The organism is Mycobacterium triplex (genome assembly GCF_000689255.1).
GTDB lineage: Bacteria > Actinomycetota > Actinomycetes > Mycobacteriales > Mycobacteriaceae > Mycobacterium > Mycobacterium triplex.
In genome coordinates, this window is sequence record NZ_HG964446.1 from 5,339,292 (window position 1) to 5,365,451 (window position 26,160).

The 26,160-nt window shown below is 67.1% G+C and carries 21 protein-coding genes and 1 pseudogene; 8 read left to right on the forward strand and 14 right to left on the reverse strand.

All coding sequences use genetic code 11. The annotated features are described in order from the left end of the window. Nucleotides 1-23 precede the first annotated feature (23 nt). From BN973_RS24650 to BN973_RS24660, 3 genes are all read left to right on the forward strand, one after another. Nucleotides 24-626: a DUF1707 SHOCT-like domain-containing protein gene (locus tag BN973_RS24650; RefSeq protein WP_084163536.1), complete on the forward strand. Its 603-nt coding sequence runs from the start codon at nt 24-26 to the stop codon at nt 624-626. A 341-nt stretch (nt 627-967) separates the two neighbouring features. Further along, nucleotides 968-2,449, forward strand: coding sequence for a condensation domain-containing protein (locus BN973_RS24655; protein WP_036471337.1), 1,482 nt, complete (start codon nt 968-970; stop codon nt 2,447-2,449). A gap of 3 nt (nt 2,450-2,452) precedes the next feature. Beyond that, the gene (locus BN973_RS24660; RefSeq protein WP_036471339.1) at nt 2,453-3,832 is read left to right on the forward strand and encodes a WS/DGAT/MGAT family O-acyltransferase; all 1,380 of its coding nucleotides are present in this window, start codon (nt 2,453-2,455) and stop codon (nt 3,830-3,832) included. Here BN973_RS24660 and BN973_RS24665 read toward each other — a convergent pair. From BN973_RS24665 to BN973_RS24690, 6 genes are all read right to left on the reverse strand, one after another. Further along, nucleotides 3,829-5,817 carry a vWA domain-containing protein gene (locus tag BN973_RS24665; protein WP_036471341.1) on the reverse strand — a complete coding sequence of 663 codons (1,989 nt, stop codon included), beginning with the start codon at nt 5,815-5,817 and terminating at the stop codon, nt 3,829-3,831. The two genes, BN973_RS24660 and BN973_RS24665, sit on opposite strands and share 4 nt — an antisense overlap. Beyond that, nucleotides 5,810-7,204: an ATP-binding protein gene (locus BN973_RS24670; RefSeq protein ID WP_036471343.1), complete on the reverse strand. Its 1,395-nt coding sequence runs from the start codon at nt 7,202-7,204 to the stop codon at nt 5,810-5,812. Before BN973_RS24670 ends, BN973_RS24665 begins: the two co-directional genes overlap by 8 nt. Nucleotides 7,205-7,267: 63 nt before the next feature. Further along, the gene (purH, locus tag BN973_RS24675) at nt 7,268-8,851 is read right to left on the reverse strand and encodes a bifunctional phosphoribosylaminoimidazolecarboxamide formyltransferase/IMP cyclohydrolase (protein WP_036471345.1); all 1,584 of its coding nucleotides are present in this window, start codon (nt 8,849-8,851) and stop codon (nt 7,268-7,270) included. Further along, on the reverse strand, nt 8,848-9,477 hold the full coding sequence (purN, locus tag BN973_RS24680) for a phosphoribosylglycinamide formyltransferase (protein ID WP_036471346.1): 630 nt from the start codon (nt 9,475-9,477) through the stop codon (nt 8,848-8,850). Before purN ends, purH begins: the two co-directional genes overlap by 4 nt. Before the next feature lie 137 nt (nt 9,478-9,614). Then, nucleotides 9,615-11,039 (reverse strand): cell division protein PerM, encoded by a 1,425-nt coding sequence (locus BN973_RS24685; RefSeq protein ID WP_036471347.1) that lies wholly within the window; start codon nt 11,037-11,039, stop codon nt 9,615-9,617. A gap of 39 nt (nt 11,040-11,078) precedes the next feature. Next, on the reverse strand, nt 11,079-11,930 hold the full coding sequence (locus BN973_RS24690; protein ID WP_036471348.1) for a DUF5336 domain-containing protein: 852 nt from the start codon (nt 11,928-11,930) through the stop codon (nt 11,079-11,081). Between the two features lie 285 nt (nt 11,931-12,215). Between BN973_RS24690 and BN973_RS24695 the strand changes: the two genes are divergently transcribed. Beyond that, complete coding sequence (locus BN973_RS24695; RefSeq protein WP_036471349.1) at nt 12,216-13,064, forward strand: LLM class F420-dependent oxidoreductase; 849 nt, start codon at nt 12,216-12,218, stop codon at nt 13,062-13,064. Between the two features lie 88 nt (nt 13,065-13,152). Here the strand turns inward: BN973_RS24695 and BN973_RS24700 are convergent, their stop codons facing one another. The 3 genes from BN973_RS24700 to sucC form a co-directional block, all read right to left on the reverse strand. Continuing rightward, entirely contained in the window at nt 13,153-14,676 is a 1,524-nt protein-coding gene (locus BN973_RS24700; RefSeq protein ID WP_036471350.1) for an acetyl-CoA acetyltransferase, read from the reverse strand. 116 nt (nt 14,677-14,792) lie between these two features. Beyond that, nucleotides 14,793-15,707 carry a succinate--CoA ligase subunit alpha gene (gene sucD, locus BN973_RS24705; protein ID WP_036471351.1) on the reverse strand — a complete coding sequence of 305 codons (915 nt, stop codon included), beginning with the start codon at nt 15,705-15,707 and terminating at the stop codon, nt 14,793-14,795. A 12-nt stretch (nt 15,708-15,719) separates the two neighbouring features. Next, entirely contained in the window at nt 15,720-16,883 is a 1,164-nt protein-coding gene (sucC, locus tag BN973_RS24710; protein WP_036471352.1) for an ADP-forming succinate--CoA ligase subunit beta, read from the reverse strand. A gap of 264 nt (nt 16,884-17,147) precedes the next feature. Between sucC and BN973_RS24715 the strand changes: the two genes are divergently transcribed. Together BN973_RS24715 and BN973_RS24720 are read left to right on the forward strand one after the other, a co-directional pair. Then, a complete protein-coding gene (locus tag BN973_RS24715) occupies nt 17,148-18,245 on the forward strand; it encodes a M23 family metallopeptidase (protein WP_036473019.1) in 1,098 nt (365 codons plus the stop codon). Between the two features lies 1 nt (nt 18,246). Beyond that, the gene (locus BN973_RS24720) at nt 18,247-18,810 is read left to right on the forward strand and encodes a hypothetical protein (RefSeq protein ID WP_407067541.1); all 564 of its coding nucleotides are present in this window, start codon (nt 18,247-18,249) and stop codon (nt 18,808-18,810) included. Between the two features lie 95 nt (nt 18,811-18,905). On the opposite strand, the gene pcrA is transcribed toward BN973_RS24720, so the two are convergent. Further along, on the reverse strand, nt 18,906-21,248 hold the full coding sequence (gene pcrA, locus BN973_RS24725; RefSeq protein WP_036471354.1) for a DNA helicase PcrA: 2,343 nt from the start codon (nt 21,246-21,248) through the stop codon (nt 18,906-18,908). Nucleotides 21,249-21,484: 236 nt separating this feature from the next. Between pcrA and BN973_RS24730 the strand changes: the two genes are divergently transcribed. Together BN973_RS24730 and pgi are read left to right on the forward strand one after the other, a co-directional pair. Then, nucleotides 21,485-21,871, forward strand: a complete 387-nt coding sequence (locus tag BN973_RS24730; RefSeq protein WP_407067542.1) for a chorismate mutase — start codon at nt 21,485-21,487, stop codon at nt 21,869-21,871. Nucleotides 21,872-21,980: 109 nt separating this feature from the next. Then, the gene (pgi, locus tag BN973_RS24735; protein ID WP_036471356.1) at nt 21,981-23,645 is read left to right on the forward strand and encodes a glucose-6-phosphate isomerase; all 1,665 of its coding nucleotides are present in this window, start codon (nt 21,981-21,983) and stop codon (nt 23,643-23,645) included. Between the two features lie 3 nt (nt 23,646-23,648). On the opposite strand, the gene BN973_RS24740 is transcribed toward pgi, so the two are convergent. The 4 genes and pseudogenes from BN973_RS24740 to cobF form a co-directional block, all read right to left on the reverse strand. After that, nucleotides 23,649-24,398: an SDR family oxidoreductase gene (locus tag BN973_RS24740; RefSeq protein ID WP_036471358.1), complete on the reverse strand. Its 750-nt coding sequence runs from the start codon at nt 24,396-24,398 to the stop codon at nt 23,649-23,651. Nucleotides 24,399-24,491: 93 nt separating this feature from the next. Beyond that, nucleotides 24,492-24,962 (reverse strand): zinc finger domain-containing protein, encoded by a 471-nt coding sequence (locus tag BN973_RS31820; RefSeq protein WP_232232230.1) that lies wholly within the window; start codon nt 24,960-24,962, stop codon nt 24,492-24,494. Between the two features lie 150 nt (nt 24,963-25,112). Further along, nucleotides 25,113-25,355, reverse strand: a pseudogene (locus BN973_RS32045) (DNA-formamidopyrimidine glycosylase family protein); the annotation flags it as partial. Nucleotides 25,356-25,398: 43 nt separating this feature from the next. Further along, on the reverse strand, nt 25,399-26,148 hold the full coding sequence (gene cobF, locus BN973_RS24750) for a precorrin-6A synthase (deacetylating) (protein WP_036471362.1): 750 nt from the start codon (nt 26,146-26,148) through the stop codon (nt 25,399-25,401). Nucleotides 26,149-26,160 lie beyond the last annotated feature (12 nt).

Genomic DNA, 26,160 nt, shown 5'->3' on the forward strand with positions numbered 1-26,160 from the left:
CCGACGTCGTACGCTCGTGGATGATGAGCGATTCGGCGCAACATGATGCGAAGGACGCGCGCGAGGATTTCTCGCGTGCGGCCGATACCGATCGCATACAAATCGCACAATTGCTGGCGTATGCCGCCGAGCAGGGGCGCCTGCAACTCAAGGATTATGAAGACCGTCTGGCCAGGGCGTACGCGGCGACGACCTACGAGGAACTGGATCGGCTGCGGGCCGATTTGCCCGGCACGCCGATAGGCCCGCGCCGGGGCGGCAAACCGAATCCGGCGCCCTCCACGCTGCTGCTTGCGCTGTTGAGCGGATTCGAGCGGCGCGGGCGCTGGAACGTGCCGAAGAAGCTGACCACGTTCACCCTGTGGGGCAGCGGGGTGGTGGATCTGCGCTACGCCGACTTCACGTCCACTGAAGTCGATATCCACGTGGTCTCGATCATGGGTGCGCAGAACATCCTGTTGCCACCCGAGGTCAATGTCGAAATCCACGGCCGCGGGGTAATGGGCGGCTTCGATCGCAAAATCGTCGGGCAAGGCACTCCCGGCGCCCCGAAAGTCAATATCCACGGCTTCTCGTTGTGGGGCGGTGTGGGCATCAAGCGCAAAGCGCGCCGGCCCCACGGGTAAACCCACCCGAGCAGCACTGGGCTACCTCGGTCGGCCCCCGGCACTCACGGGCCACGCCCGATTGAGGAAGTAAGGCTACTGGCATCGCGCTGAAAACGAGTGGGATTGCGTATCTTCGCAAAACCGCGAAAATGTGCCGCCCCTCGACTAGCGTCCAGACCAGCGGTTCAGGGGGTGCAAGCGACGCCACGGGGTTGGACACGGGCGTATCGGGACGTGCGTCGCAAGAATTCCAGCGCGAAGGTGTATTTGTGCTGCGCGAAAAACGATGCGTCAGTAGCATTTCCACCTCTGTACGAGCCGCCCACGAAATGTAGGCACCACGCACAGCGAGGCTCGATATGGTCGCACTCGGGAACATCAACGAATGGCAACCGCCACCCGGTCCGCTCACCATGTGGACCGCCGTACCAACGGCGCACGAGGCGGCCCGCACCGCGCGCCGAAGTGACCTTGCCCCGAGTTACCAGCAGGCGCAACATCTCTGGGCCGCGTACCACGGCAAGGCGCTGAACAGGCAGCTGCCGCGGTTGATGATCGTGGCGTGGGACATCCCGGGCACCTGCGACATTCCGGCGATGACCACGGCGGTCAACGCCCATGTCCGCCGGCACGACACCTACCACAACTGGTTCGAATTCGACGACGGCACGATCGTGCGCCGCACCATCGAGGACCCTGAAGCCATCGACTTGGTGCCCGTGTCGTGGGGACATATGACCCCCGATCAAGTTCGTACCCACGTCCTGACGACGACCCGCGAAACGCTGCAATGGGGTTGCTTCAGTTTCGGTATCGTCCAGCACACCGACTACTTCACCTTCTACGCCGGTGTCGATCATCTGCACATCGACGGGCTGTCGGCCGGCATCATCTTCTTCGACATCCACCTGACGTACCAAGAACTGGTGCAGGGCGCCGATCCGCGCCCGACCGCCCCGCTCGTCGAGCTCAGGAGCTACCGCGCCTACACCGCGCGGCAGCGCAAAAGGGTTGCGGGCCTGACCCTGTCATCGCCGGAGATCAAGGACTGGATCGAGTTCGCGCGCGACGCCGACGGCGACTGGCCGAGCTTCCCGCTGCCCCTGGGCGACACCTGGACCAGCAGCGCCGGCGACTTGGTGACCGTCGAGTTGTTGGATGCGGCCGCGACGGAGGCCTTCGATGCCGCCTGCATCGCGGCGGGCGCCCGGTTCATCGGCGGCGTCCTGGCGTGCACCGCGTTGGCCGAATATATATTGACCGGCAAAGAGATTCATCGCGGTTTCACCGCAACGGACACTCGGGCACAGGGCATCGACACGATGACGGTGGGCTGGTTCGCAAGCATGGTTCCGGTCATCGTGCCGACTGACGGCGTTTCGTTCCCCGAGGCCGCCCGGGCGGCCCAGAAGTCGTTCGATGCCGCCAAGGATCTCGCTCAGGTGCCCGTCGAGCGGGTCTTGGAACTCGCGACACCCGATGAACTGGGCATCAAGCTGCCCTCGCAGCTGCCGATGATGCTGTCCTTCCTCGACTTTCGCAAGGTTCCGCTGGCCGGGTTGTGGGCCGAGACGAACTTCGGTACCTACGGCGACAGCCTGTCCCACGGCGGAATCAACGTGTGGATCAACCGGCACGCCGAGCGAACCACGGTCACGATCTCCTTCCCGGACAACGAGGTGGCCAGGACGTCGGTGCACCAATACATCGAGACTCTGAATCGGATTTTCGCCCGCGTCGCGGGCAAGGCTCTCGAGCAGTCGAGCACCTTTGCCGCGGAACCCGATTCGGATGAACTGTGTGCCCGTGCCCCGACGAAGGACGACGATGAGGCGGCCTAGAACATGAGCAACCTGCTGGATCTGGCCGACCAGACACTCTTTCTCGGCGAGCGAGCCACCGCGACCACCAGCGTGTTGCAATGCATCTGGGTGTACGACCGGGCCATCGACATCGATGGCCTGCGACGGTTCCACCACCATCTCGGCCGGGGCCGGCTATCGCGGCGAATCGAACGGTCCCCGTTGCCGTTCGGCCGCCACCGCTGGGTGACTCCCAGCGACCGGCCCAGTCTTGAGATCGCCGCAACGCCGCGCCCGCGTGACGAGATCGACGCGTGGCTGCAGACGCAGGCCCGCCACCGGCCGGACGCCGAACACGGTCCCGGATGGCACCTTGCCCTGCTGCCGCTGACCGACGGCGGCGCGGTGCTCAGTTTCGTCGTCACCCATTGCCTCACCGACGGCGTCGGCCTCTGCGAAGCGTTGGCCGACGCGGCGTGCGGGCGTGACGACGCGATCAGCTGGCCACCCGCGGCCGCGCGGCGGCGGTGGCAGGCTGTGCGCGAGGACATCCGCCAAACCGTCGGCGACACACCGGATATGGGGCGCGCCGCACTCGGCGCCGCGCGAATGGCCCGGCAAGCCAACGGGGCCGCCGCGCGAATGGCCCGGCAAGCCAACGGGGCCGCCGCGCCCACATCCAAAAAGCGGCCGCCCAGCGGACCCGACCACGGCATCACGCTGCCGATGGCGATGCTCTTCTTCGACGCCGAGGAGTGGGACGCCCGCGCACAGGCGCTCGGGGGAACCAGCAACGCGCTGCTCGTCGGGTTGGCGGCGCACCTCGCCCAGCGGGTGGGGCGGGTCGCGGCGGACGGCTCGGTCAACGTGGGAATGCCGCTCAACGAGCGCACCCCGGGCGACGTCCGCGCCAACGCCGTGGTCAACGTCGACGTCACGGTCAAACCGGCAGCCGCGACGACCGGCCTCGGCGAGATCCGCGCCGCGATCAAGCAGGCGCTGATCCGCAATCAGGATCTACCCGACGAGCGGTGGGCATTGCTGCCGCTGATTCCGCTGATCCCGAAACCGGTGTTCCGCCGGCTGATCAGCATGGTCACCGGCGGTGCCACCACGGTCGTGTCGTCCAATCTCGGTGCGATCAATCCGGCGGCCAACCGGCCGGACGGCACCGACGCCGACCGCTTCGCGATGAAGTCGCTGTACCCGGGCGTCACCGCCGCGACGATGTCGCGCACCAACGGCGCGCTGGCGTTGTTGTCGGGGCGAGTCAACGGCCAGGTCTTCGTCTCGTTCCTGGCCTACGAGCTGGGCCGGCATAACTCGAATGACGAGCTAGCACAGTATATTTCGAGTGCGCTGAACGAGTTCTCGCTGACCGCTACAACGGGTTGGCGCGCCGCCAGCCCCGTGACGCGTTAGCGCCGGCGCCGAGACCGCAGGTAGTCGCCGACCACGGCGGCGCCCAGGCCGTCGAGATCGGGCACCACGACGCGTCCCTCTACCCGTCGCGCGACCTGGTCGATGAACCGCGCCAGCCCGGGGTCGCTGCCCAGCCGGAAGATGGTGATCTGCGCGCCCAGCCGCGCCATGTCGTCGAACCCGCGCACGGTGTGGGCGATGGTCCGTGGATGGGGCGGGTAATCAAAAAACACAGCAGAACCCAATCCCTCACCGTCGACATCCTCGAGGTGTGCGGTCGGTTCCCCGTCGGTCACCACCAGCACTACGGGTTGCGCGTTGGGGTGGCGGCGCAGATGACGGCCGGCCAGCGCCAGCGCGTGATGCAGGTTGGTGCCCTGCTCGTAGACCCCCTCCAGACCGGTCAGCTCGGCGGCGGTCACGGTCCGGGCATAGCGGCCAAAGGCGATGATCTGCAAGGCATCCGAGCGGAACCGCGTGCAGACCAGATGGTTGAGCGCCAGCGCGGTCTGCTTCATCGGCAGCCAGCGATTCTCCATCACCATCGAAAACGAGGTGTCGACCAACAGCGCCACCGCGGCCTGGGTGCGCGTCTCGGTCTCGGACACCTCGACGTCGTCGACGGTGATCTTCAACCGCGCGTCCGGGCCGTCCAGCGTCGCGGTCCCCGCCTGCCGCAGCACCGTGTTGGTCAGCGTGCGCGGGATGTTCCACGGCTCGGTGTCACCGAACTGCCATGGCCGGGTCGCACCGGTCAACTCGCCCGCCGCCCCGGCGCGGCGCAGCTCACGGTCCCCCCGACGGCTCGAAAGCTGTTGTGCCACATCACGTAACGCCGTCTCGCCGAGCCTGCGCATGGCCTTGGGCGACAGTCGCCACTGGCCGTCGGAGCCGCGGTCCAAGAAGCCCTGGTTGACCAGGGCCCGTTCCAGTTCGGCCAGGGTCCGCGCGTCGACGGCGGCCTGGTCGCCGAGCTGGCGCGCCAGCGCGTCGAGATCGACGTCATCCATCGTGGCGCCGGGATAGCTCTGCGAAAGCTGGTCGGCCAGCTGCTCGAGCTCCGCGACGTCGGCCAGGGCCTGGGTGCCTTCACCCATGCCGAACGGGTTGTCGCCGGAGAACTGCTCAGAACCCATCCAGTCCTCGCCCGGCCGCGCGGCCTGCAGGTGCGAGTCGAGCCGGTTCAGCGCCTGCATCAGCGACGGAGATCCAAAAGCCTGCTGCGCCAAGGCATCAAGCTCGGCACGCTGGTCCGGGCTCAGGCTGTTTCGGAAGCGCTGCGCGGCGGCGGCGCGCTTGGCCAACGAGTCCAGCAGCTCATCGACGTTGCGCGGGTTCTCCGGGAAGAACTCGCCGTGGGAGTCCATGAACTCGTCGAAATCCTGCTGCGTGTCCTCGCCGCGGGCATGCTTGTCCAGCAGGTCGTTGAGGTCGTTCACCATGTCGGTGACGCGCTGGCGATCCTCGTCGGTGGCGCCCGCCAGGGCTTCTTTCATGCCGGCGAAGCGCTGGTCGAGCATCTCCCGGCCGAGCAAATCCTTGATCTGGTCGTACTTTTCGCGGGCCTCGGAGCTGCGCCAGTTGTATTCGGACAGTTCTTGGACGGCCTTGGCCGGTGAGGACGGCAGCGCGTCGAGCTGCAGTTCGCCGAAGCGGGCGTCGTCGTCGAGCGCACGGGCCAGCTCTTTGCGCTCGGCCAACACCGCCTCGTCCAACAGCTTCTTGATGTCCTGCAGAGTTCCGTCTAAGTTGTTGCGCCGCAACAAGTCCCGTCGGCGACGGTTCGCCTCGGCCGCCAGCCGGTCCGCGCCACGCATGTTCTCGGTACCACGTCGCATCAGCTCGGACAGCGCCCGGCGCGGCGAGGCACCCGCCATGACGTCCTGCCCGATCTGCTCGAGCGCCTCGCGCAGATCCACCGGCGGAGCCAGCGGGTCGGGCCCGCCGGTGTACGCCGAGTATCGCGACGAATGCCCTTTAGCCATAGACAGTTTGGCCCTCCCCGGATACCTTGTCGATTCTCTTGGCCAGGTACAGCGCTTCCAGTGCCAGTTCCAGTGCCGCGGCCCGTTCACCTTCGGATTCCGCGTTCAGCCGGTCGGCGATCTGCTCCACGACGGGCAAGCCCGGAACCGCGGCCAGCACGTCCTTGGCCGAGATCCGCTCGCCGGTCGTCACCGCGGATCCGGCTTCCACCGCCGCGACCAACGGCGCGACGTCGATGCCGCCGAGCGCTCGCGACGCGGTGTCGGCGGTCGCGCGGCGCAACAGGTGCTCGAGCACCGCCTGCTCGCGGCCTTCCTCACCGGATTCGAATTCCAGCTTGCCGCGCAGCACGTCGATCACGGTGCCCAGGTCCACAACTCGGGCGACGGGGTCGCTTTCGCCGAGCAATGCGCCGCGGTGGCGGGCGGAGGCGGCGACGGTCTCGGCGGCGGCGATGGCGAACCGTGCCGATACGCCGGATCGCTGGTCGACCGAGTTGGACTCGCGCAGGTAGCGGGCGAACCGCGCGATCACCTGCATCAGGTAGTCGGGCACCTGTGCGCTCAGGTGTGCTTCCTGAACGATGACTCCGACCTCGGCGTCCAGCTCCAGCGGGTAGTGCGTGCGGATCTCGGCGCCGAAGCGGTCCTTGAGCGGGGTGATAATGCGACCCCGGTTGGTGTAGTCCTCGGGGTTGGCGCTGGCGACCACCAGCACGTCCAGCGGCAGGCGCAGCGTGTAGCCGCGGACCTGAATGTCGCGTTCCTCCATCACGTTGAGCATCGAGACCTGGATGCGCTCGGCGAGGTCGGGCAGCTCGTTGACGGCCACGATGCCGCGGTGCGCGCGCGGGATCAGGCCGTAGGCGATGGTCTCCGGGTCGCCCAGACTGCGCCCTTCGGCCACCTTGATCGGGTCGATGTCACCGACGAGGTCGGCGACGCTGGTGTCCGGGGTGGCCAGCTTCTCGGTGTAGCGCTCGCCGCGGTGCCGCCACTCCACCGGCAGGTCGTCGCCCAGAGTCGCCGCGCGCCGGATCGACTCCGGTGTGATCGGCGTGTAGGGGTGCTCGCCGAGCTCCGCGCCGCCGATCACCGGCGTCCATTCGTCCAGCAGCCCGACCAGCGCGCGCAGCAGCCGAGTTTTGCCCTGGCCGCGCTCGCCGAGCAGGACGAAGTCGTGACCCGCGATCAGTGCCCGCTCCAGCTGGGGCAATACGGTGTCCTCGAATCCCAGGATGCCCGGCCAGATGGCTTCGCCATCCGCGCCGTCGGCGAGGCGCGTCAGCAGATTTTCGCGGATTTCCTGCTTGACTCCACGCTCGCGATGGCCGGAGGCACGCAGTTCGCCGACGGTTCGGGGCAGATTGCTCGGTGATGTCACCACTCCAAGTTACGTCCCGCCATATATGTGCGTCATGCGCACCGGCTTTACCGCGGCCGGGAAGTTTCAGTGCGCGAAGTGACGAGCCCCGGTGAGGTACAGGGTGACGCCGGCTTCGGCAGCGGCCGCGGTCACTTCGTCGTCGCGCACCGAGCCCCCCGGGTGCACGATGGCCTTGACTCCGGCGCGCGTCAGCGTCTCCAACCCGTCGGGGAACGGGAAGAACGCGTCGGAAGCGGCCACCGCGCCGGCGACTCGTTCGCCGCCGCGTGCATTCCCTCTTTCAACAGCCAGCCGGGCGGCGTCGACCCGGTTGACCTGACCCATGCCGACACCGATGGTCGCACCGCCGCCGGCGATCACGATCGCGTTCGACTTGACCGCGCGACAGGTACGCCAGGCAAAGACGAGGTCGCTCAGCGTCTCCGGGTCCGCCGGTGACCCGGTCGCCAGCGTCCAGTTGGCGGGGTTGTCGCCGTGCGCGTCGAGCTGATCGCGCTGCTGCATCAGCAGTCCCCCGCTGATCGGTCTCAGCTCGGAGCCACCGGCCAGCGGCTCGGAGGCCACCAGCACCCGGATGTTCTTCTTGCGCGTCAGCACATCGAGGGCATCCGGCGCGTAGGCCGGGGCGACGATCACCTCGGTGAAGATGGTGCTGACGTATTCCGCCATCTCAAGGCTGACTTCGGTATTGGTGGCGATGACGCCGCCGAAGGCGCTCAGCGGATCGCACTCGTGCGCCTTGCGATGCGCGTCGGCGACCGAAACCGACGAGATCGCGATGCCACATGGGTTGGCGTGCTTGATGATTGCCACACAGGTCTGTTCGTGGTCGAAGGCCGCCCGCCAGGCCGCGTCCGCGTCGGTGAAGTTGTTGTAGGACATCTCTTTTCCGTGCAGCTGCTCGGCCTGGGCCAGGCCCGGCCACGCTGCCGGGTCGACGTAGAGCGCCGCCTGCTGGTGCGGGTTCTCGCCGTAGCGCAGCATCGCCGAACGGCGCCAGCTGTGGCCGAACCATTGCGGGAACGTGGTTTCCGGATGCTCGGGCGCCAGCGTCGACTCCATCCAGCTCGCCACCGCGATGTCGTACTCGGCGGTGTGCGCAAAGGCCAACGACGCCAGCCTCTTGCGCTCGGCGAGGGTGAATCCGCCATTGCGGGTCGCGGCGAGCACGCCGTCGTAGCCGAGCGGGTCGACGACCACCGCCACGCTCGGATGGTTCTTGGCGGCCGCCCGAACCATCGACGGCCCGCCGATGTCGATCTGCTCGACGCATTCGTCGAGGCCCGCACCGGAGTCGACGGTCTGACTGAACGGATACAGGTTGACGACGACCAGCTCGAAGGCGGCGATCCCGAGCTCCTCGAGCGCCGCGGCGTGCTCGGGCTTGCGCAGATCGGCCAGCAGTCCGGCGTGCACTCGCGGGTGCAGTGTCTTGACCCGGCCGTCGAGTACCTCGGGGAAGCCGGTCAGCTCCTCCACTGGTGTTACCGGAATCCCTTCGCCCGCAATGGTCTTCGCGGTCGATCCGGTCGAGACGATCTCGACGCCGGCCGCGCTCAGCCCCTGCGCGAGTTCGATCAGGCCGGTCTTGTCGTAGACGCTGATCAACGCGCGGCGAATCGCTCTTCTTGACTCGTCGGTGCTCATCCTATGGTCGCCTTTCGTCCGGTCCAGGTCACGCCGCGGGTCGCTATCGCGGCTACCACGTCCACCAGCAGTCGCCGTTCGATGACTTTGATGCGCTCGTGCAGTGTGTCTTCGGTGTCGCCGTCGAGCACCGGAATGGGCTCCTGCGCCAATATCGGCCCGGTGTCCATGCCGGCGTCTACCAGGTGCACCGTACAGCCTGTGACCTTCACACCGTAAGCCAGCGCTTCGGGAACCGCGTGCGCCCCCGCGAATGCCGGCAGCAGCGCCGGATGCGTGTTCAGCGTGCGTCCGCAGAATCGTGAAAGGAATTGCGGTCCAAGGATTTTCATAAAACCTGCCGAGACGATCAGATCGGGCGAGTGTGCGGCGGTGGCCTCGGTGATGGCGGCGTCCCAGGCTTCGCGGTTGGGGTGGTCGCCAAGCCGGACGGTGAAGGTCGGCACCGATGCGGCCGCGGCGATCTCGGTGGCCCGGCAGTCGCGATCCACCCCCACCGCGACCACCCGGGCCGGGTAGTCGTCGACGGCGGCGTCCAGCAGAGAATTCAGTAGCGTTCCGGTGCCCGACGCCAGCACCACCAGTCGCGCCGGCGCACTCGGGGGCACGCGGAGCGGTTCGACCACATCGCGAAGCCTATCCCGACGACAATCCGCGTCGTCGCGCGCCGCGTCGGGCAATGGCACCGACGCCGACGCCCGGTCAGCCGGGCGCTCGCGGTCCCGCGCCCGGCTGACCGGGCGCTCGCGAAGGGATAGAGCGGCTAGTCCCGCTCGGTCGCCCGGTGCTCCGGTTCGTCGGGCCCGGCCTCGAATTCAGGTTCCTCCGGCGCTGCGGCGGCGGGCTCGTCGGGCGGCGGCTCCCCGGGCACGGGCTCCCCGGGCAACGGCTCGTCCAGCGAGGGCTCGGCGAACTCCTCGGCGTCGTCGAGCAGCAGGTCGTGGGCGGCTGGCTCGGAGAACGCCTCCGCGAAGTCCTTCGGTTCTGCGGCGGGCGGCGCGGGCGCGCGCTTTTGTTTGGGCCGCCGGGGCCTTCTGAACCTGACGGGCCTGATCCCGCCGGCCATCACCACCGTGGCCCAGCCGATCACCGCGAACCAGAAGAAGGTGCCGATCCACAGCGCGCCCTGGTCCACCCCGACGTCGCCGAAGTTGCCCAGCCGGCCGCTGCTGCCGAACGCCAGCAGCGACATCATCAGCGCCCCGACCACAGCGGCAACCAGCAGCTTGGCCAGCGCCGGAAGCAGCGGGAGCGGACGCCGGGCGCATTGCTGGCCGACCGCCACACCCGACGACGCCCCGACGATCAGCAGTGCGACCCACACCGGCCCCAGCGGCGGCGCCGGCGCTGCGGCCAGGACGGGCAGCGCCGGAATGTCACCGCCGAAAACGGTGAACGAACTGAACGTCGCAAACCCGATATGAGCACTGGATCCCACCGCGACCGCCGACGTGCCGACGATCACGTTGGGCGCGTAGAGCATTGAAAGCACGGTGAGGCTGAACTCGCCGAAGATGGAATCGGTGATCCCGTAGAGGTCCTGCATCGTCGCCCAGTGCACAATCAGCGACCCCGCCGTCACGAACCCCGACAGTCCGACCAGCGCCAGCACGCCGGCGGTCGCGGCACGCAGCGAATCGACCAGCCAGAAGGGCAGTGACGCCGCCGTCATTGCCCGTCGGCCGACCCGCGAACCCACCCCGATCGCGGCACCGATCGCGTGCACCACCAAGACACTGGCGAACGCGCGCAGCGCGCTGGGTGTCTGCAGCTCGGTGAGCACCGTGGATGCGTCGTGGATGACGGCCAGCGCGATCGCCGCGATCAGCAGGGGCCCACCCAGCGCCGAGGCGACGACCCAACGGACCACGAGCCAGGACGAATAGCGGGTGGTGGCCCGCGCCGTGGTTCGCGCGGTCGCCCAAACCATGAACAGGATTGGCGCCAGCGGCAAGACGCCCAGCTCGCGACCGCCGATCGAGATCGGCACCTTGTGCACGCCGAGCCAGATGCTGGCGATCGCCCCGAGCGCGCCGGTCATGTCGCTGTTGGCGATCAGCAGCTGAAGCAGCGTGACCGCGGCGATGACGACCAGCGCCAGCAACGCGGGGCCGAACGCGACCCGGACGAGGTCGCGCGCCTGACGAGCACCCGCTGGCCGGTTCTCGCTTTCTGCCACCCTGTTCACTCTTGGCGCACGTGCCCGACGAGGCGCGAGAGCCCGCGGTTAGGCCGGCGCAGAGGGTGTCTGGTCGCCGGGCTGCTCGGAGGCACCCGTACCGCCGACCGACGGGGGCGGGCTGAAGCTCGGGAAACCGGTGGGCGGCGTCGTCGGACCCTGCTGCTGCGCCGCCGGCTGCGGCCCGGATTGCGGGGACTGAGCGCCGAAGCCGCCGGTCGGGATCGCGCTCTGGGTCGGGGCCTGGCTCGAAGGGTTGTAGCCGCCATATTGCGATCCGTACCCCGACTGCGGGTTGTGCTGCTGCGGGCCCTGCTGACCGTAGTAGCCGCCGTGCTGCTGGCCTCCGTACTGCCCGTACTGCCCGTATTGGCCGTACTGCTGCGCGTAGGGGTCGTACTTGGGCCGCGGCGGCGGCGCGGTGATGACGCCGGCGTCGAGCAGCAGCACGACGACAGCGGCGACGGCCTGCAGCACGCTGGCCGCCACCAGCGGCCACATGGCCCAGCCGACGGCGAATCCGGCCGGGGTGTTGATGACCTCGGCGATCGCCAGCAGCGCGCCCAACACGGCGACGGCCGCCACTACGCCCGCGTAGTTCTTGGCCTTGGGCAGCAGGCTCAGTCCGGCCAGCAGCGTCGCCAGGACGGCGACGAGCACCGCGGTCCCGGCGTCACCGGCGCGGCCGCCGGACGCCGGACCCAGGTCGGCGCTGAGCACGAAGGTCGGTCCGAAGTTCAGCAGGTAAACCGCCAGGCCGAGCACGACCACGGCGATGTTGACGTACAGCGGCAGCTTGCTCTCGCCGTCGTCGGTCTTCGCGAACGACGGCGTGGCACCGGGGTAGGAGCCGCCGGGCTGCGCTTGCGGATAGCCGGGACTCCCGGGCGAGTAGGTCATGACTCCTCCTGTTGCTTCCAGTGCCTTCAAGACCTCGACAGGCGCCACGCAGGCGTTGCGGTGCGACGCTGTGCTTCCAGGGCCCGCCGTACTCAAACGCCAAGACGTGCCCGCGCTTGCGTTACGCGCGATCGATCAACCACGCTAGCGCACGTTCGGGCGGCCGTGCCGGAGCGACCGGCCCCCGCGCGCAACCAGGGCGGATCGTCGCGGCACCCCGTCTTGGAGACGCTTGGCCGGGGGGCGGGTTGCCCGGCGCAGGTAGAACACGTTCTAATTCTGTGCATGGATTACGGGCTAGTGCTTTTCACCAGTGACCGTGGCATCACTCCGGCGGCCGCCGCCAAACTCGCCGACGACCACGGCTTTAAGACGTTCTACGTGCCAGAACACACGCATATCCCGGTCAAGCGGGAGGCGGCGCACCCGACCACTGGTGACGAGTCGCTTCCGGACGACCGGTACATGCGCACGCTGGACCCGTGGGTAAGCCTGGGCGCCGCGTGCGCGGTGACGTCGCGGGTGCGGCTGTCCACCGCGGTGGCCCTGCCCGTCGAGCATGACCCGATCACGCTGGCGAAAAGCATCGCCACGCTGGACCACCTATCCGGTGGCCGGGTCAGCCTGGGCGTCGGATTCGGTTGGAACACCGACGAACTGGCCGATCACGGCGTGCCGGCCGGACGACGCCGCACCTGCCTGCGCGAGTACCTCGAAGCGATGCGCGCGCTGTGGACACAGGAGGAAGCCTCCTACGACGGCGAGTTCGTCAAGTTCGGGCCCAGCTGGGCCTGGCCCAAGCCGGTGCAGTCGCACCTTCCGGTGCTGGTGGGTGCCGCGGGCAACGAGAAGAACTTCAAGTGGATCGCCCGCAGCGCCGACGGTTGGATCACCACGCCGCGCGACTTCAACATCGACGAGCCGGTGAAGCTGTTGCAGGACACCTGGGCGGCGGCGGGGCGCGACGGCGCCCCGCAAATCGTGGCGCTGGACTTCAAGCCGGTGCCCGAGAAGCTGGCGCACTGGTCCGAGCTCGGGGTGACCGAGGTGCTGTTCGGTCTGCCGGACAAGTCCGAGGACGAGGTCACCGCCTACGTGGAGCGTTTGGCGGGCAAGCTCTCCTCGATGGTCTAGTCCCCCGTCGTACGCCGTCGCCCGCCGAGACTTAAACCACGGCGAGGCTTTACGAAGGTGTCGTGTGCGTGGTTTAAGTGTCGCGAGGCTACGCGAGCGAGGCCCGGTTGCCGTTGTCGGTCGTCCACACCGAGATCTCGGCCCCGAGCGGATCGCCGCCGCTCATCAACGCGACGAGGTCGTCGTCGTCGGTGGTCGCCATGAATCGGGTGTTGTCCGCCGCGAGCCTGCCGACGATGATGCCGGTGCGGATCGGCCAGTCGTAGCGCACCGAGTACGTCTCGATCGTCGCCGCGCCGTCGGGCGTCTTGGTGACGTCGACCTTCGGCAGCGCGTCGATCTCCTTCTTCAGCTGCGCGCAGTTGTCGGTACGCCAGTCCACCGGTGTGGTCGAGTAGATGCCGACCGAGTACTTGCTCATGATGCCGCCGTTGGCGCCGACGAACCCGAATTGCCCTGGCCTGTCCCGCATTTGCCGGACCGTCTCGGCGATACCGTGCAGCGAGTAGCTGTTCCCGGGACCGCCGAAGTACGGCAACCCGCCGGTCAGCGTCAGCCCGCGCGGGTCGTCCCCGTCGATGCCCAGGGCCTCGCAGATCACGAACACCGGAAACGGAAAGCAGCTGTACAGATCGAATGTGGCGATGTCGTCGACGCCAATTCCGGCTACCCGCAATGCTTCTCGGGCCGCATGGACCGCAGCCGGACTGGCGCCGAGGTCGACGCGGTCCAGCATCGCCTGCTCGACCATGTCCGAGTGGCCGTGCAGATAAACCCAGTTGTCCTCGGCGACCCCGAGGCGGGTCGCGGCCTGCACCGACATCAGCACCGCCGCGGCGCCCTGATTGACCTGATCCCGGGCGACGAGTAGCCGGGGGTACGGGTCACAGATCATCCGGTTGTCGTCGGTGACGGTGATGATCTCGTCGACCGTCCGCTCCAGCGGCGATGACGAAAACGGGTTCTTGGCAGCCACTTTCGACATCGGGGCGAACAGCTCGGCCATCTCGCGCCGATAGCCGGCCACACTGTGACCGAGACGGGCGCGGCGGGCGTTTTCCAGCAGCCCGTACTGGACCGGCGCCCCGGTCAGACCGTGCTGAATCGTGTAATCGTCGATGTAGCTGAAGATCTGGTGGCCGCGATCCTCCAGCTGACCCTCGACGTGTTCGGTGAAGTCGGGCTTATCGTCGCGGTTGGCGAAGTAGCGCGCCGTCGACCCCGGCTCCGAGCCCATGATCAGCACGACGTCGGCGCCGCCCGCCGCGATCGCGTTGCCGGCCTCGGTGACCAGCTTCTGCGGACCCTGCCCACCGACGGGTTCGAGCACCACGCGGGCCGGGTTGCCGCCGAGACGGTTCATCACCGAGCGCGGGTAGTTGTTCGACTTGCCGAGCGCGGCCGGCATCGGCCCGGAGATCTCGAACTGCCGCAGCCCGAAGACCGTGTCGACGGCCTGCGCAACGCCTTTGACGCCGGTGTCGGCAAGCGCTTCCCGCACCGCTGCCGTCGCGAGGTCGACCGCCGACATGCCCCGATAGTCGGGGTCGTCGATGCGCTCGGTGAACTGGCCGACGCCGACGAGCACCGGGGTGCGCGGATCCACCGGCATGACAAACCTCCTGGCAACTGTTAGTTCGACAGGCTAACCGATGGCAGGGGCCGAAACGAAACTGCGGCCAAGTCGCCTAAGTGACAGCGCGACCTGACCGCAGTCTCGGCAAAGCACTAGATGTTCTGCAGGATCTCCCGGGCCAGCGCCGCGGTCTCCGACGGCGTCTTACCCACTTTCACCCCGGCGGCCTCCAGGGCCTCCTTCTTGGCGGCCGCGGTGCCCGACGAGCCGGACACGATCGCGCCCGCGTGGCCCATCGTCTTGCCTTCCGGCGCAGTGAATCCCGCGACGTAGCCGACGACCGGCTTGGACACGTTGGCCTTGATGTAGTCGGCCGCCCGCTCCTCGGCGTCACCGCCGATCTCGCCGATCATCACGATGACCTTGGTGTCGGGATCCTTCTCGAAGGCTTCGATCGCGTCGATGTGGGTGGTGCCGATCACCGGGTCACCGCCGATACCGATCGAGGTCGAGAAGCCGAAATCGCGCAGCTCGTACATCATCTGGTAGGTCAGCGTGCCGGACTTGGAGACCAGGCCGACGGGACCGGGCCCGCTGATGTTCGCCGGGGTGATGCCGGCCAGCGCCTCACCCGGCGTGATGATGCCCGGGCAGTTCGGCCCGATGATCCGCGTCTTCGGGGCCCTTGATCCACCCTTTTCTAGGTTGTAGGCCCACGCATATGCGCTGTCCTGCACCGGAATTCCCTCGGTGATGACCACCAGCAGCGGGATCTCGGCATCGATGGCCTCGATGATCGCGTCCTTGGCGAACTTCGGCGGCACGAAGACGACCGATACGTTGGCGCCGGTCTCCTTCATCGCCTCGGCGACGCTGCCGAACACCGGGAGTTCGACGTCCTTGCCGACCGGGTCGACGTGCGACACGGTGGTACCGGCCTTGCGGGCGTTGACGCCACCGACCACCTGCGTGCCGGCCTTCAGCATCAGCGCGGTGTGCTTGGTGCCCTCACCGCCGGTGATGCCCTGGACGATTACTTTCGAGTCCTTGTTCAGGAAGATCGACATTTCTTGACTCCCTTACTTGTTCGCCAGCTCGGCGGCTTTGTCGGCACCGGCGTCCATGGTCTCGGCCTGGATCACCAGCGGGTGGTTGGCGTCGGCGAGGATCTTGCGGCCTTCGTCGACGTTGTTGCCATCGAGCCGGACCACCAGCGGCTTGTTGGCCTCGTCGCCGAGCATGTTCAACGCGGTCACAATGCCGTTGGCGACGGCGTCGCAGGACGTGATGCCCCCGAACACGTTGACGAACACGCTCTTGACCTGCTTGTCGTTCAGGATGACGTCGAGGCCCGCGGCCATCACCTCGGCCGAGGCGCCGCCGCCGATGTCGAGGAAGTTGGCCGGCTTGACCCCGCCGTGCTTCTCGCCGGCGTAAGCGACGACGTCGAGCGTCGACATCACCAAGCCCGCGCCGTTGCCGATGATGCCGACGGAGCCGTCGAGCTTGACGTAGTTGAGGTCGTGTTCCTTGGCCTTGAGCTCCAGCGGATCGGTCGCGTCGCGGTCCTCGAACTCGGCGTGGCCGGGCTGCCGGAAGTCCGCGTTGGCGTCCAGGGTGACCTTTCCGTCCAGGGCGAGGATCTGGCCGTCGGGCGTGCGCACCAGCGGGTTGACCTCGACCAGCGTGGCGTCCTCGGCGACGAACAGCTCCCACAGCTTGGCGATGGTGTTCGCCGCGGCGTCGAGCACCTCGGCCGGCAGGTGGCCCTGCTCGGCGATCGACCGGGCGGTCGCCAGGTCGACACCGGTCACGGCGTCCACCGGGACCTTGGCCAGCCGCTCGGGTTTGGTGGCGGCGACCTCTTCGATCTCCATGCCGCCCTCGACCGAGCACATCGCCAGGTAAGTGCGGTTGGCGCGGTCGAGCAGGAACGAGATGTAGTACTCCTCGGCGATGTCGCTGGCCTCGGCGACCAGCAGCTTCTTCACGATGTGGCCCTTGATGTCCAGGCCGAGGATGTTCTTGGCGTGCTCGTAGGCGTCATCGGGTGTCGCGGCGAATTTGACGCCACCCGCTTTGCCTCGGCCGCCGACCTTGACCTGCGCCTTGACCATCACCGGGGCGCCCACCTCGGTCGCGATTTCCTTTGCGCCCTCAGCGGTGTCGGTTACACGACCGGGCGTAGTAGGTACGTTGTGCTTAACGAACAGTTCTTTCGCTTGATACTCGAAAAGGTCCATGAACTCACTGTCTTCGCTCGAGTTATTTGCAAGGCCTACAGCTCGGCGGTGCCGGTATCGGCAACTCGCACGGTGGAACTGTAACCACCCGCCGAATAGCCGCGACCGCCGCATCCACCCATGTGGCGCAGGTCACGACACGCCGGGAACGGCTAAACGTGATCCAGTTCACAATCGGTCCCCGAGGTTGCCAGTCGGATCCGTGAACGGATAACGTCCTTAAGTCCAGATAACGTTATGGTCACGATACGAGGACATCTCAGCTTGTCCCAACACCGTCTCGCGCGTACTCCTGCGTTGTCGGGAGCCGGTCGCCATCACCGCGACCAGTGGGCGCAACCGCACCAGAACGAAGTCACCGAAATTCTGCCGTTGGACGGCTTCGACTTCGACGACCTGGACTTCGCGGACTTCGGTGAGCTCGACGACCTGGACCTCAGCAACGACTCGACGTTCGACTACGAAGCGCAGGTGCTGCTCGCACCCGAACTCGACGACCTCGACGAGATCGACGACCTGACCCCGCTGCCGCTAGCGCCACCCGCCCCCCTCGCCACCGCCCCCGCCGACCCCCACGAATCCCTGGTCCAGCTCGCCCTCAAGCTCGGCGCCGACCCTAGCTCTGACGACATCGACGTGGCGGGTGTGGCCCGCCGCAGCGGGCAGCACCGCAAGCAACCGACAAGTGCGGCCAAGGGCCGCGTGTTGATCTCGGCGATGGCCGCCGGCGCCGCGGCCGCGGCGGCGCACACCGCGACCAGTCAAGCCGAAACCACCAAGGCCGAGACCGTGCTGACCGCCAACGCGTCGGCGCTGACCGGCGGATCGGGCGGCAACGCGACCCGCGGTGCCCAGGTGATCGCCGTCCAGCCCGCGGCCAACACCCTGCACAATCAGGAACTCGCCAAGGGCGTGGCCTTCGCCAACGACCGCGCCCAGCGCGAGGCGCGCCTGCAGCAGCCGCTGTACGTCATGCCCACCCACGGGATCTTCACGTCGAACTTCGGCTATCGGTGGGGCGTGCTGCACGCCGGCATCGACCTCGCCAACTCGATCGGGACGCCGATCGTGGCGGTGTCCGACGGCGTCGTCATCGACGCCGGCCCGACCGCCGGCTACGGCATGTGGGTCAAGCTGCTGCACGCCGATGGCACCGTCACGCTGTATGGCCACATCAACACCACGCTGGTCAGCGTCGGTCAGCGCGTGATGGCCGGCGACCAGATCGCCACGATGGGCAACCGCGGCAACTCCACCGGCCCACACCTGCACTTCGAGGTGCTGCAAGGCGGCACCGAACGCATCGACCCGGTCCCGTGGCTGGCCAAGCGAGGAATTTTCGTCGGCAATTACGCTGGTTGAGGTGACCGCGCCGAACGACCCCGCATCTAGTGACCCACCCTCCGAATCACGATCCCGGATCATTCGGCGTGCCCCCAGCGGGCCGATGCCGTCGATCCCGGAAAGCCCGACCACGCACCTGCCACGGCAGGCCGCACCCGATCAGGGAGCCACCCGGGCGTCCGCGCGCGGTGCCTTGCCGGATCGCCCGGTCGATGAATCCACTCCCCGGACGGTGCCGGCGGCCGCCGCGGTCAGCATCGTCAGCGGCTGGGCCACCTCGGTGGTGGCCACCGATTTGATCGCCGGCTGGTGGCGCACCGACCGCCTGTTCTGCATCGCGATCGCGTTTCTCGCGCTGGTGTTCGCGACCGCCACCATCTCCGGCGTGATCATGCTGCTGCAGCGTCGCGCCTTGGGCCGCTATCTGATCACGACGGGCGCAGTCGTCGCGGTGCTGACCTACGGCGGCGTCTTCATCGCGGGAGCCCGCGTCGCGTGGATCGTGCACGCCTTCCCGCTGCTGCCGATCGCCAGTGTGGTGCTGGCGCTGCATCCGCAGACCAAACGCTGGCTGCAGGAGTAAGTCCCGTTCGCCGCCCGCCATCTTTCCGCCGAACGTGCTCTCATGGAGACGATTTCGCCATTTTTCCGCCATGAGAGCACGCTCGGCGCAGCGAATTAGAGCTTGCTGACCGGGGCGTGGTTGTGCATCAGCTTGACCCGCCCGGAGCTGCCAAAATCGATCAAGGACATCGCCGATTCGCCGACGCCGGAGACTTCCTCGACGCGGCCCAGCCCGTACTTGTCGTGCGTCACGCGATCGCCGGGCGCCAACACCAGCAGCGGACGTTTGCTCGCCCCTCCAGAGCGGCTCACGGGCGCGGCGCGCGGGGTCCCGAACCGTCCGGCGCCGCTCACCGGCGCGCTGTACGACGGGGCCGGCGCGGTGCGCCGCCAATCCATCAGCTCTTGCGGAATCTCTTGCAGGAAGCGCGATTCCGGGTTGAGCATCGGCTGCCCCCAGGAGGACCGGACGATAGCCCGGCTCACATACAGCCGCTGCCGGGCGCGGGTGATGCCCACGTAGGCCAGCCGGCGCTCCTCGGAGAGCTCGGTCGGGTCGTCGAGGGCCCGCATGTGCGGGAACATCCCGTCCTCCCAGCCGGTGACGAACACCACCGGGAACTCCAGACCCTTGGCGGTGTGCAAGGTCATAAGTGTCACCAGGCCGGCGTCGTGCTCGGGAATCTCGTCCGTGTCGGCGACGAGGGAGACCCGCTCCAGAAACGACGCCAGCACACCGGTTTCGGGCACGTCTTCGTTTTCGAGGGCTTGCCCGGATTCGTCGAGCGCGGCAGCGTTGGCCTCGTCGATGCTGAATTCGTGTGCGACGCTGACGAGTTCGTTCAGGTTGTCCAGCCTGGCCAACTCCTGCGGATCGGTCGAGGACTCCAGCTCGCGGCGGTATCCGGTGCGCTCCAGCACCGCCTCGACCAGATCGCCGAGGTCGTCGTCGAGGTGACCCCGCAGCTCGTCGAGCAATTCGACGAATCCCGAAATCGCTTTCTCCGCACGGGAATTGAGCATCGGCACTTTGCCTTCGGCGGCGGCGACCAACGCGTCGGCGAAGCTGGCGCCGGTGTTCTCGGCGTAGACCGCCACACACGCCTCGGCCCGGTCGCCGATGCCCCGGCGCGGCGTGTTGAGGATGCGCCGCATGCTGACCGCGTCGCCCGGGTTGTCCAGCACCCGCAAATAGGCGACGATGTCGCGGATTTCCTTGCGCTCGTAGAACCGCACTCCCCCGACCACCTTGTAGGGGATGCCGGCCCGGATGAACACCTCTTCCAACGACCGCGACGAATTGTTGGTGCGGTAGAAGACGGCTACATCGTTATAGGTAATTTCACCCTGTTCGACGAGCGCGTCAATTTCTTGGGCGACGAATCTGGCCTCGTCGTGCTCATTGTCGGCGACATATCCGACGATCAACTCCCCTTCACCGGCGTCGGTCCACAGCCGCTTCTCCCGGCGCCCGGAGTTGCGCGCGATGACCGAATTGGCCGCCGAAAGAATGTTCTGCGTCGAGCGGTAATTCTGCTCCAGCAGAATGGTGGTGGCGTCCGGGTAGTCGCGTTCAAACTCCTCGATATTGCGAATGGTGGCGCCCCGGAACGCGTAGATCGACTGATCGGCATCGCCGACTACACATAACTCCGCGGGCGGCACGTCGCCGTCGGGCGAATCGCCGTCTTCGCGTCCGACCAATTCCCGCACGAGCACGTACTGAGCGTGGTTGGTGTCCTGGTATTCGTCGACCAGGACGTGCCGGAACCGGCGCCGGTAGTACTGGGCGATCTGGGGGAAGGTCTGCAGCACCGCGACGGTCTCGCCGATCAGGTCGTCGAAGTCCAGCGCGTTCGCCGCCCGCAGCCGCCGTTGGTATTCGCCGTAGACGGAGGCGACGGTGTGAGCCAAGTCATCGGATTCGTCCGTGAGTTTGGACACAGCTTGATCCGGATCGATGAGCTCGTTTTTGAGGTTGGAGATCGCGACGGACAGCAGCCGCGGCGAGTACCGCTTGATGTCCAGACCCATGTCGCGCCCGATCATCTGCAGCAACCGACGCGAGTCGTCGGCGTCATAGATGGAGAAGTTGGAATTGAGGCCTTTGATCAGGGTGGCCTGGTTGCGCAGGATGCGCACGCAGGTCGAGTGGAAGGTGGACACCCACATCGCGCGGGCACGGTTTCCGACCAGCCGCACCACCCGTTCACGCATCTCAGCTGCGGCTTTGTTGGTGAAGGTGATCGCCAGAATCTGTCCGACCCCAACGCCGCGCGCGGCGATCAGGTAGGCCACCCGCCGCGTCAGCACCGCGGTCTTCCCCGAACCCGCGCCGGCCACGATCAACAGGGGCGAGCCCTCGTGTACGACGGCTTGGCGTTGTTGCGGATTCAGTCCGTCGAGCAGCTGGTCTATCTCGGCGGCGAGCTTGGCATCGGTAGCGTGCACAGTCATGTCTGACTCAATTTACCGCCGACCACCGACGGCAAGTGCCCAGGCCACGGCCCCATAGCAGGGTCGTGTGGGGTCAACTTTTCGTTTTGCTCCCGCGTGTCCGTGGGTGTGGCACACTCGTTACATGGACAATACGCAGCTCCATCGCCGCCTCTCGATCCTCGAGTGGCGTCGCCGATTTTTCTGTGGGTATCGCCCCGCGGTGCCCATGGTCTAGCTGTGATTGCTAGAGCCCTGTGGTCCGCTTCCGGATTCAGGGCTCGACCTTTTTCCAGAGCGCGAAACGTTTGCAGGCCCAAAAGCGAACAAGACGAAAAGAACAACATCAAAACAACACGGGGGTAGCAGGGATGAGCGTCGAGATGATCGACATTGAACAGTTGGCGAACATTGAAGAGTTGCGCCTCGAGATCGACCGGTTGGATGCCGAGATTCTTGCGGCCGTCCGAAGGCGTGCCGAAGTTTCGCGGGAGATCGGCCGCGCTCGGATGGCGTCCGGGGGGACGCGCCTGGTGCACAGCCGTGAAATGAAGGTCATCCAGCGTTACAGCGAACTCGGTCCGGAGGGTAAGGACCTGGCGATGCTGCTGCTGCGCTTGGGCAGGGGCCGGCTCGGTCACTGACAATCCTCGAAGCCGAGGAGTCTTTACCGCCAATTTCTGTTTTGCCGCGGCAGATCGTGCTGTCCGGTAGCGGTGGCTGTGCTCCGTGAGTCGGCACTAGGGTCGAACCATGACCTCCGTGCTCACCATCCCCGACATCACCGCCACCCCGGCGTGGGACGCCCTGCGTAGGCATCACGAGCAAATCGGCGAGACCCACCTGCGCCAAATTTTCGACGACGACCCCGACCGTGGCCGCGATCTGACGGTTACGGTCGGGGATCTCTACATCGACTACAGCAAGCACCGCGTCACTCGCGAGACGTTGCGGCTGCTGATCGATCTGGCGCGGGCGGCCAATCTCGAAGAGCGTCGGGATCAGATGTTCTCCGGTGTGCACATCAACACCTCGGAAGATCGTGCGGTTCTGCACACCGCGCTGCGGTTGCCCCGGGATGCCGAGTTGGTGGTCGACGGCCAAAACGTCGTCGAGGATGTCCATAGCGTGCTGGACGCAATGGGCGATTTCACCGATCGGCTGCGCACCGGCGAATGGACCGGGGCCACCGGGGAACGAATCCGCACCGTCGTCAACATCGGGATCGGCGGTTCGGATCTGGGTCCGGCGATGGTGTATCAGGCGTTGCGTCACTACGCCGACGCGGGAATTTCGGCTCGGTTTGTGTCCAACGTCGACCCCGCGGACCTGGTCGCAAAGCTGACCGATTTGGATCCGGCGACAACGCTTTTCATCGTCGCGTCGAAGACGTTCTCGACGCTGGAAACCCTGACCAATGCGACGGCCGCGCGCCGCTGGCTGACCGATGCGCTCGGCGACGCCGCGGTCTCCAAGCACTTTGTCGCGGTCTCGACCAACAAGCGCCTGGTCGATGAATTCGGCATCAACACCGACAACATGTTCGGCTTCTGGGATTGGGTCGGCGGGCGCTACTCCGTCGATTCGGCGATCGGCCTGTCGGTGATGGCCGTCATCGGGCGGGAAGCGTTCGCCGACTTCCTGTCCGGGTTCCACATCGTCGACCAACATTTCAAGACCGCCCCGCTGGAGTCCAACGCGCCGGCGCTGCTCGGCCTGATCGGCCTGTGGTACTCGAACTTCCTGGGCGCGCAGTCGAGGGCGGTGCTGCCCTACTCCAACGACCTGGCCCGCTTCGCCGCGTATCTGCAGCAGCTGACCATGGAGTCCAACGGCAAGTCGATGCGCGCCGACGGCACACCGGTCACCACCGAAACCGGTGAAATCTATTGGGGCGAACCGGGAACCAACGGCCAGCACGCGTTCTACCAATTGATCCATCAAGGCACCAAGCTGGTACCGGCCGACTTCATCGGCTTCAGCCAGCCCACCGACGACCTGCCCACCGCCGACGGCACCGGCAGCATGCACGACCTGTTGATGAGCAACTTCTTCGCGCAGACGCAGGTGCTGGCGTTCGGCAAGACGGCCGAAGAAATCGCCGCCGAGGGCACGCCCGCCGACGTGGTGCCGCACAAGGTCATGCCCGGCAACCGGCCGTCGACTTCGATTCTGGCCGAACGGCTTACGCCGTCGGTGGTGGGACAGCTGATCGCGCTGTACGAGCACCAGGTGTTCACCGAGGGCGTGGTGTGGGGAATCGACTCGTTCGATCAGTGGGGCGTCGAGTTGGGCAAGACGCAGGCCAAGGCGTTGCTTCCGGTGCTCACCAGCGACACCTCCCCGGCCCCGCAGTCGGACAGTTCGACCGATGCCCTGGTCCGTCGTTACCGGACCGAACGCGGGCGGGTCAGCTAGGGCTCAGGCGAACGGCTTGGTCAGCGGCGGCGGTAGCACCCGCATCAGCTGCACCAGCGGCGCCCACGGCCACCGCGGCACCACCGCCCGGCCAGGCTCGCGCTCGATGGCGTCGACCAGCGCCCGAACGCCGGTTTCGTTGTCCACCATCAGCATTGTGCTCGCCGATTTGGCGGTCATCTCCGACTCGATGTAACCCGGCTCGATCGTCGAGATCTTGATCGGACCCCTGGCGTACTCGGCACGCAGCGACTCGCCCAGCGACTTCAGTCCCGCCTTGCTGGCGCAGTAGGCGGCCTTGACACCCGGCACGCCGGTGTTGCCGAGCACCGACGAGATCAGCACCAGGTGCCCCGAACCGGTCTTGGTGAAGATCTCCAGCGCGGATTCGATCTGCACCAGCGCGGCCACCAGGTTGGTCTCGATGGTCGCCTTGTTGGCCCACAACTTGCCCGAGCCCAGCTTGGCGCCCTTGCCGATACCGGCGTTGACGATGACGCGGTCGAGGCCGTCGATTTCGTCGCGCAGTTCGGCGAAGACCTTCGGCACCTGCTCGTGATCGTTGACGTCCAGCGCGGCGACCGCGATCTTGATCGCTGGATACTGTTGCGAGAGCTCGGTTTTCAGCTCATCGAGCCGGTCGGTGCGACGGGCGCACAGCGCCAGGTCGCGACCTTTGGCGGCGAAATTGCGCGCCATGCCGGCGCCCAAGCCGGAACTGGCGCCGGTGATGAGGATCTTCTGGCGAGTCACCCGGGCAGCATATCGACAGGCGTCAAGTTCGCGACGATCGAGGGGAACATCCGCCCGTTGACTAGCGCGACAACTCGACGTTCGGGCCCAAGCTCATTTCAGCAGCCGTGACATGCGCCGATCGGCCAGCACCTTGCCGCCGGTCTGACAGGTCGGGCAGTACTGAAAAGACTTGTCCGCGAACGACACTTCCCGCACGGTGTCCCCGCACACCGGGCAGGGCAACCCGGTGCGCGCGTGCACCCGGAGCCCCGACCGCTTCTCGCCCTTGAGCGTCGCCGCGCCCTGGCCGACCGAACGGTTCACCGCGTCGGTCAGCACCGAGATCATCGCGTCGTGCAGAGTGACGAGCTGCTCGCGGGTCAGCTTCCCGGCCGTGGCGAACGGCGAGATCTTGGCGACGTGCAGGATTTCGTCGCTGTAGGCGTTGCCGATCCCGGCGATCACCTTCTGGTCGGTGATGACGGTCTTGATCCGCCCGGTATTGCCGGCCAGCACCCCGGCCAGGTCGTCGGCGCTCAGATCCAGGGCGTCGGGGCCCAGCGCGGCGATCCCCGGCACCAGCTCCGGATCGTCGACCAGCCACACCGCCAGCCGTTTCTGGGTGCCGGCCTCGGTGAGGTCGAAGCCCGGGGCCTGCCCCGGCGTGCCGAGGTGCACCCGCAGCGCGATGGGCCCCTTGCCCGGTCGCAACGGCGCGGCGGCGAGGTTGTCCGACCAGCGCAGCCAGCCCGCGCGCGACAGGTGCGCGATCACCAGCAGCTTCCCGGCCTGCAGCCCCAGGTACTTACCCCACCGGTTGGCTCCGGTGACGGTCTGGCCGTGCAGCGCGCTGATCGGCGGATCGAAGGTTTTCAGGACCGACAGTGCCCCGACGTCGACGCGACCGATGGTCGAACCCACGGCATGACGCCGCAGGTGGTCGACCAGCGCTTCGATCTCGGGCAGTTCGGGCACCCCTTCAGTTTGCCGATCGCGACTGTGAAGTGTCCATCGCGGCTCACGGCGCCCGTAATAGATAGGTATCCATGATCCAGCCGTGCCGTTCGCGGGCCTGCGAACGCAGCGCCGCGATGCGCGCGCCGACCTCGCCGACGGTGCCCGCCACCAGCAGCTCGTCGTCGGTACCCAGGTAGGCGCCCCACCAGATCCTGGTGTCGGCCGGGCAGGTCGCGAACGTGCAGTCGGCGTCGAGCATCACCACCGCCGAGCCGGACAGCCCGTGCCTGCGCAGCTGGCGCCCGGTGGTGATCAGCACCGGTTCCCCGACGTCGTTGAGCGGGATGCGGTGCCGGGCGGTCAGCGCCTGGACGGCGGTGATGCCCGGGATGACGTCGTAGGTGAACTCGACCTCGGCCGCCTGTTTGCCGATGGCGTCGAGAATCCGCAGCGTGCTGTCGTACAGCGACGGGTCGCCCCAGGCCAGAAAGGCCCCGACGCCGTCGGGACCCAGCTCGGTCGCGATGGCCCGCGCCCAGATCTTGGTGCGCTCGGCGTGCCAGTCGGCGACCACCTCCCGGTAGTCGCCTTCGCTCGCGCGTTTCGGGTCGGGCAACTGTACGAAGCGATAGCCCGGTTCGCGGATGAACCGGGTGCAGATCTCCCGCCGCAGTGCGATCAGGTCGCTCTTCGCCTCGCCCTTGTCCATCGCGAAGAACACCTGGGTGTCGTTGAGCGCCTCGATCGCCTGCACGGTCACGTGGTCGGGGTCCCCGGCGCCGATGCCGATCACGTGGATATGCCGACTCACCCGCTACCTCCT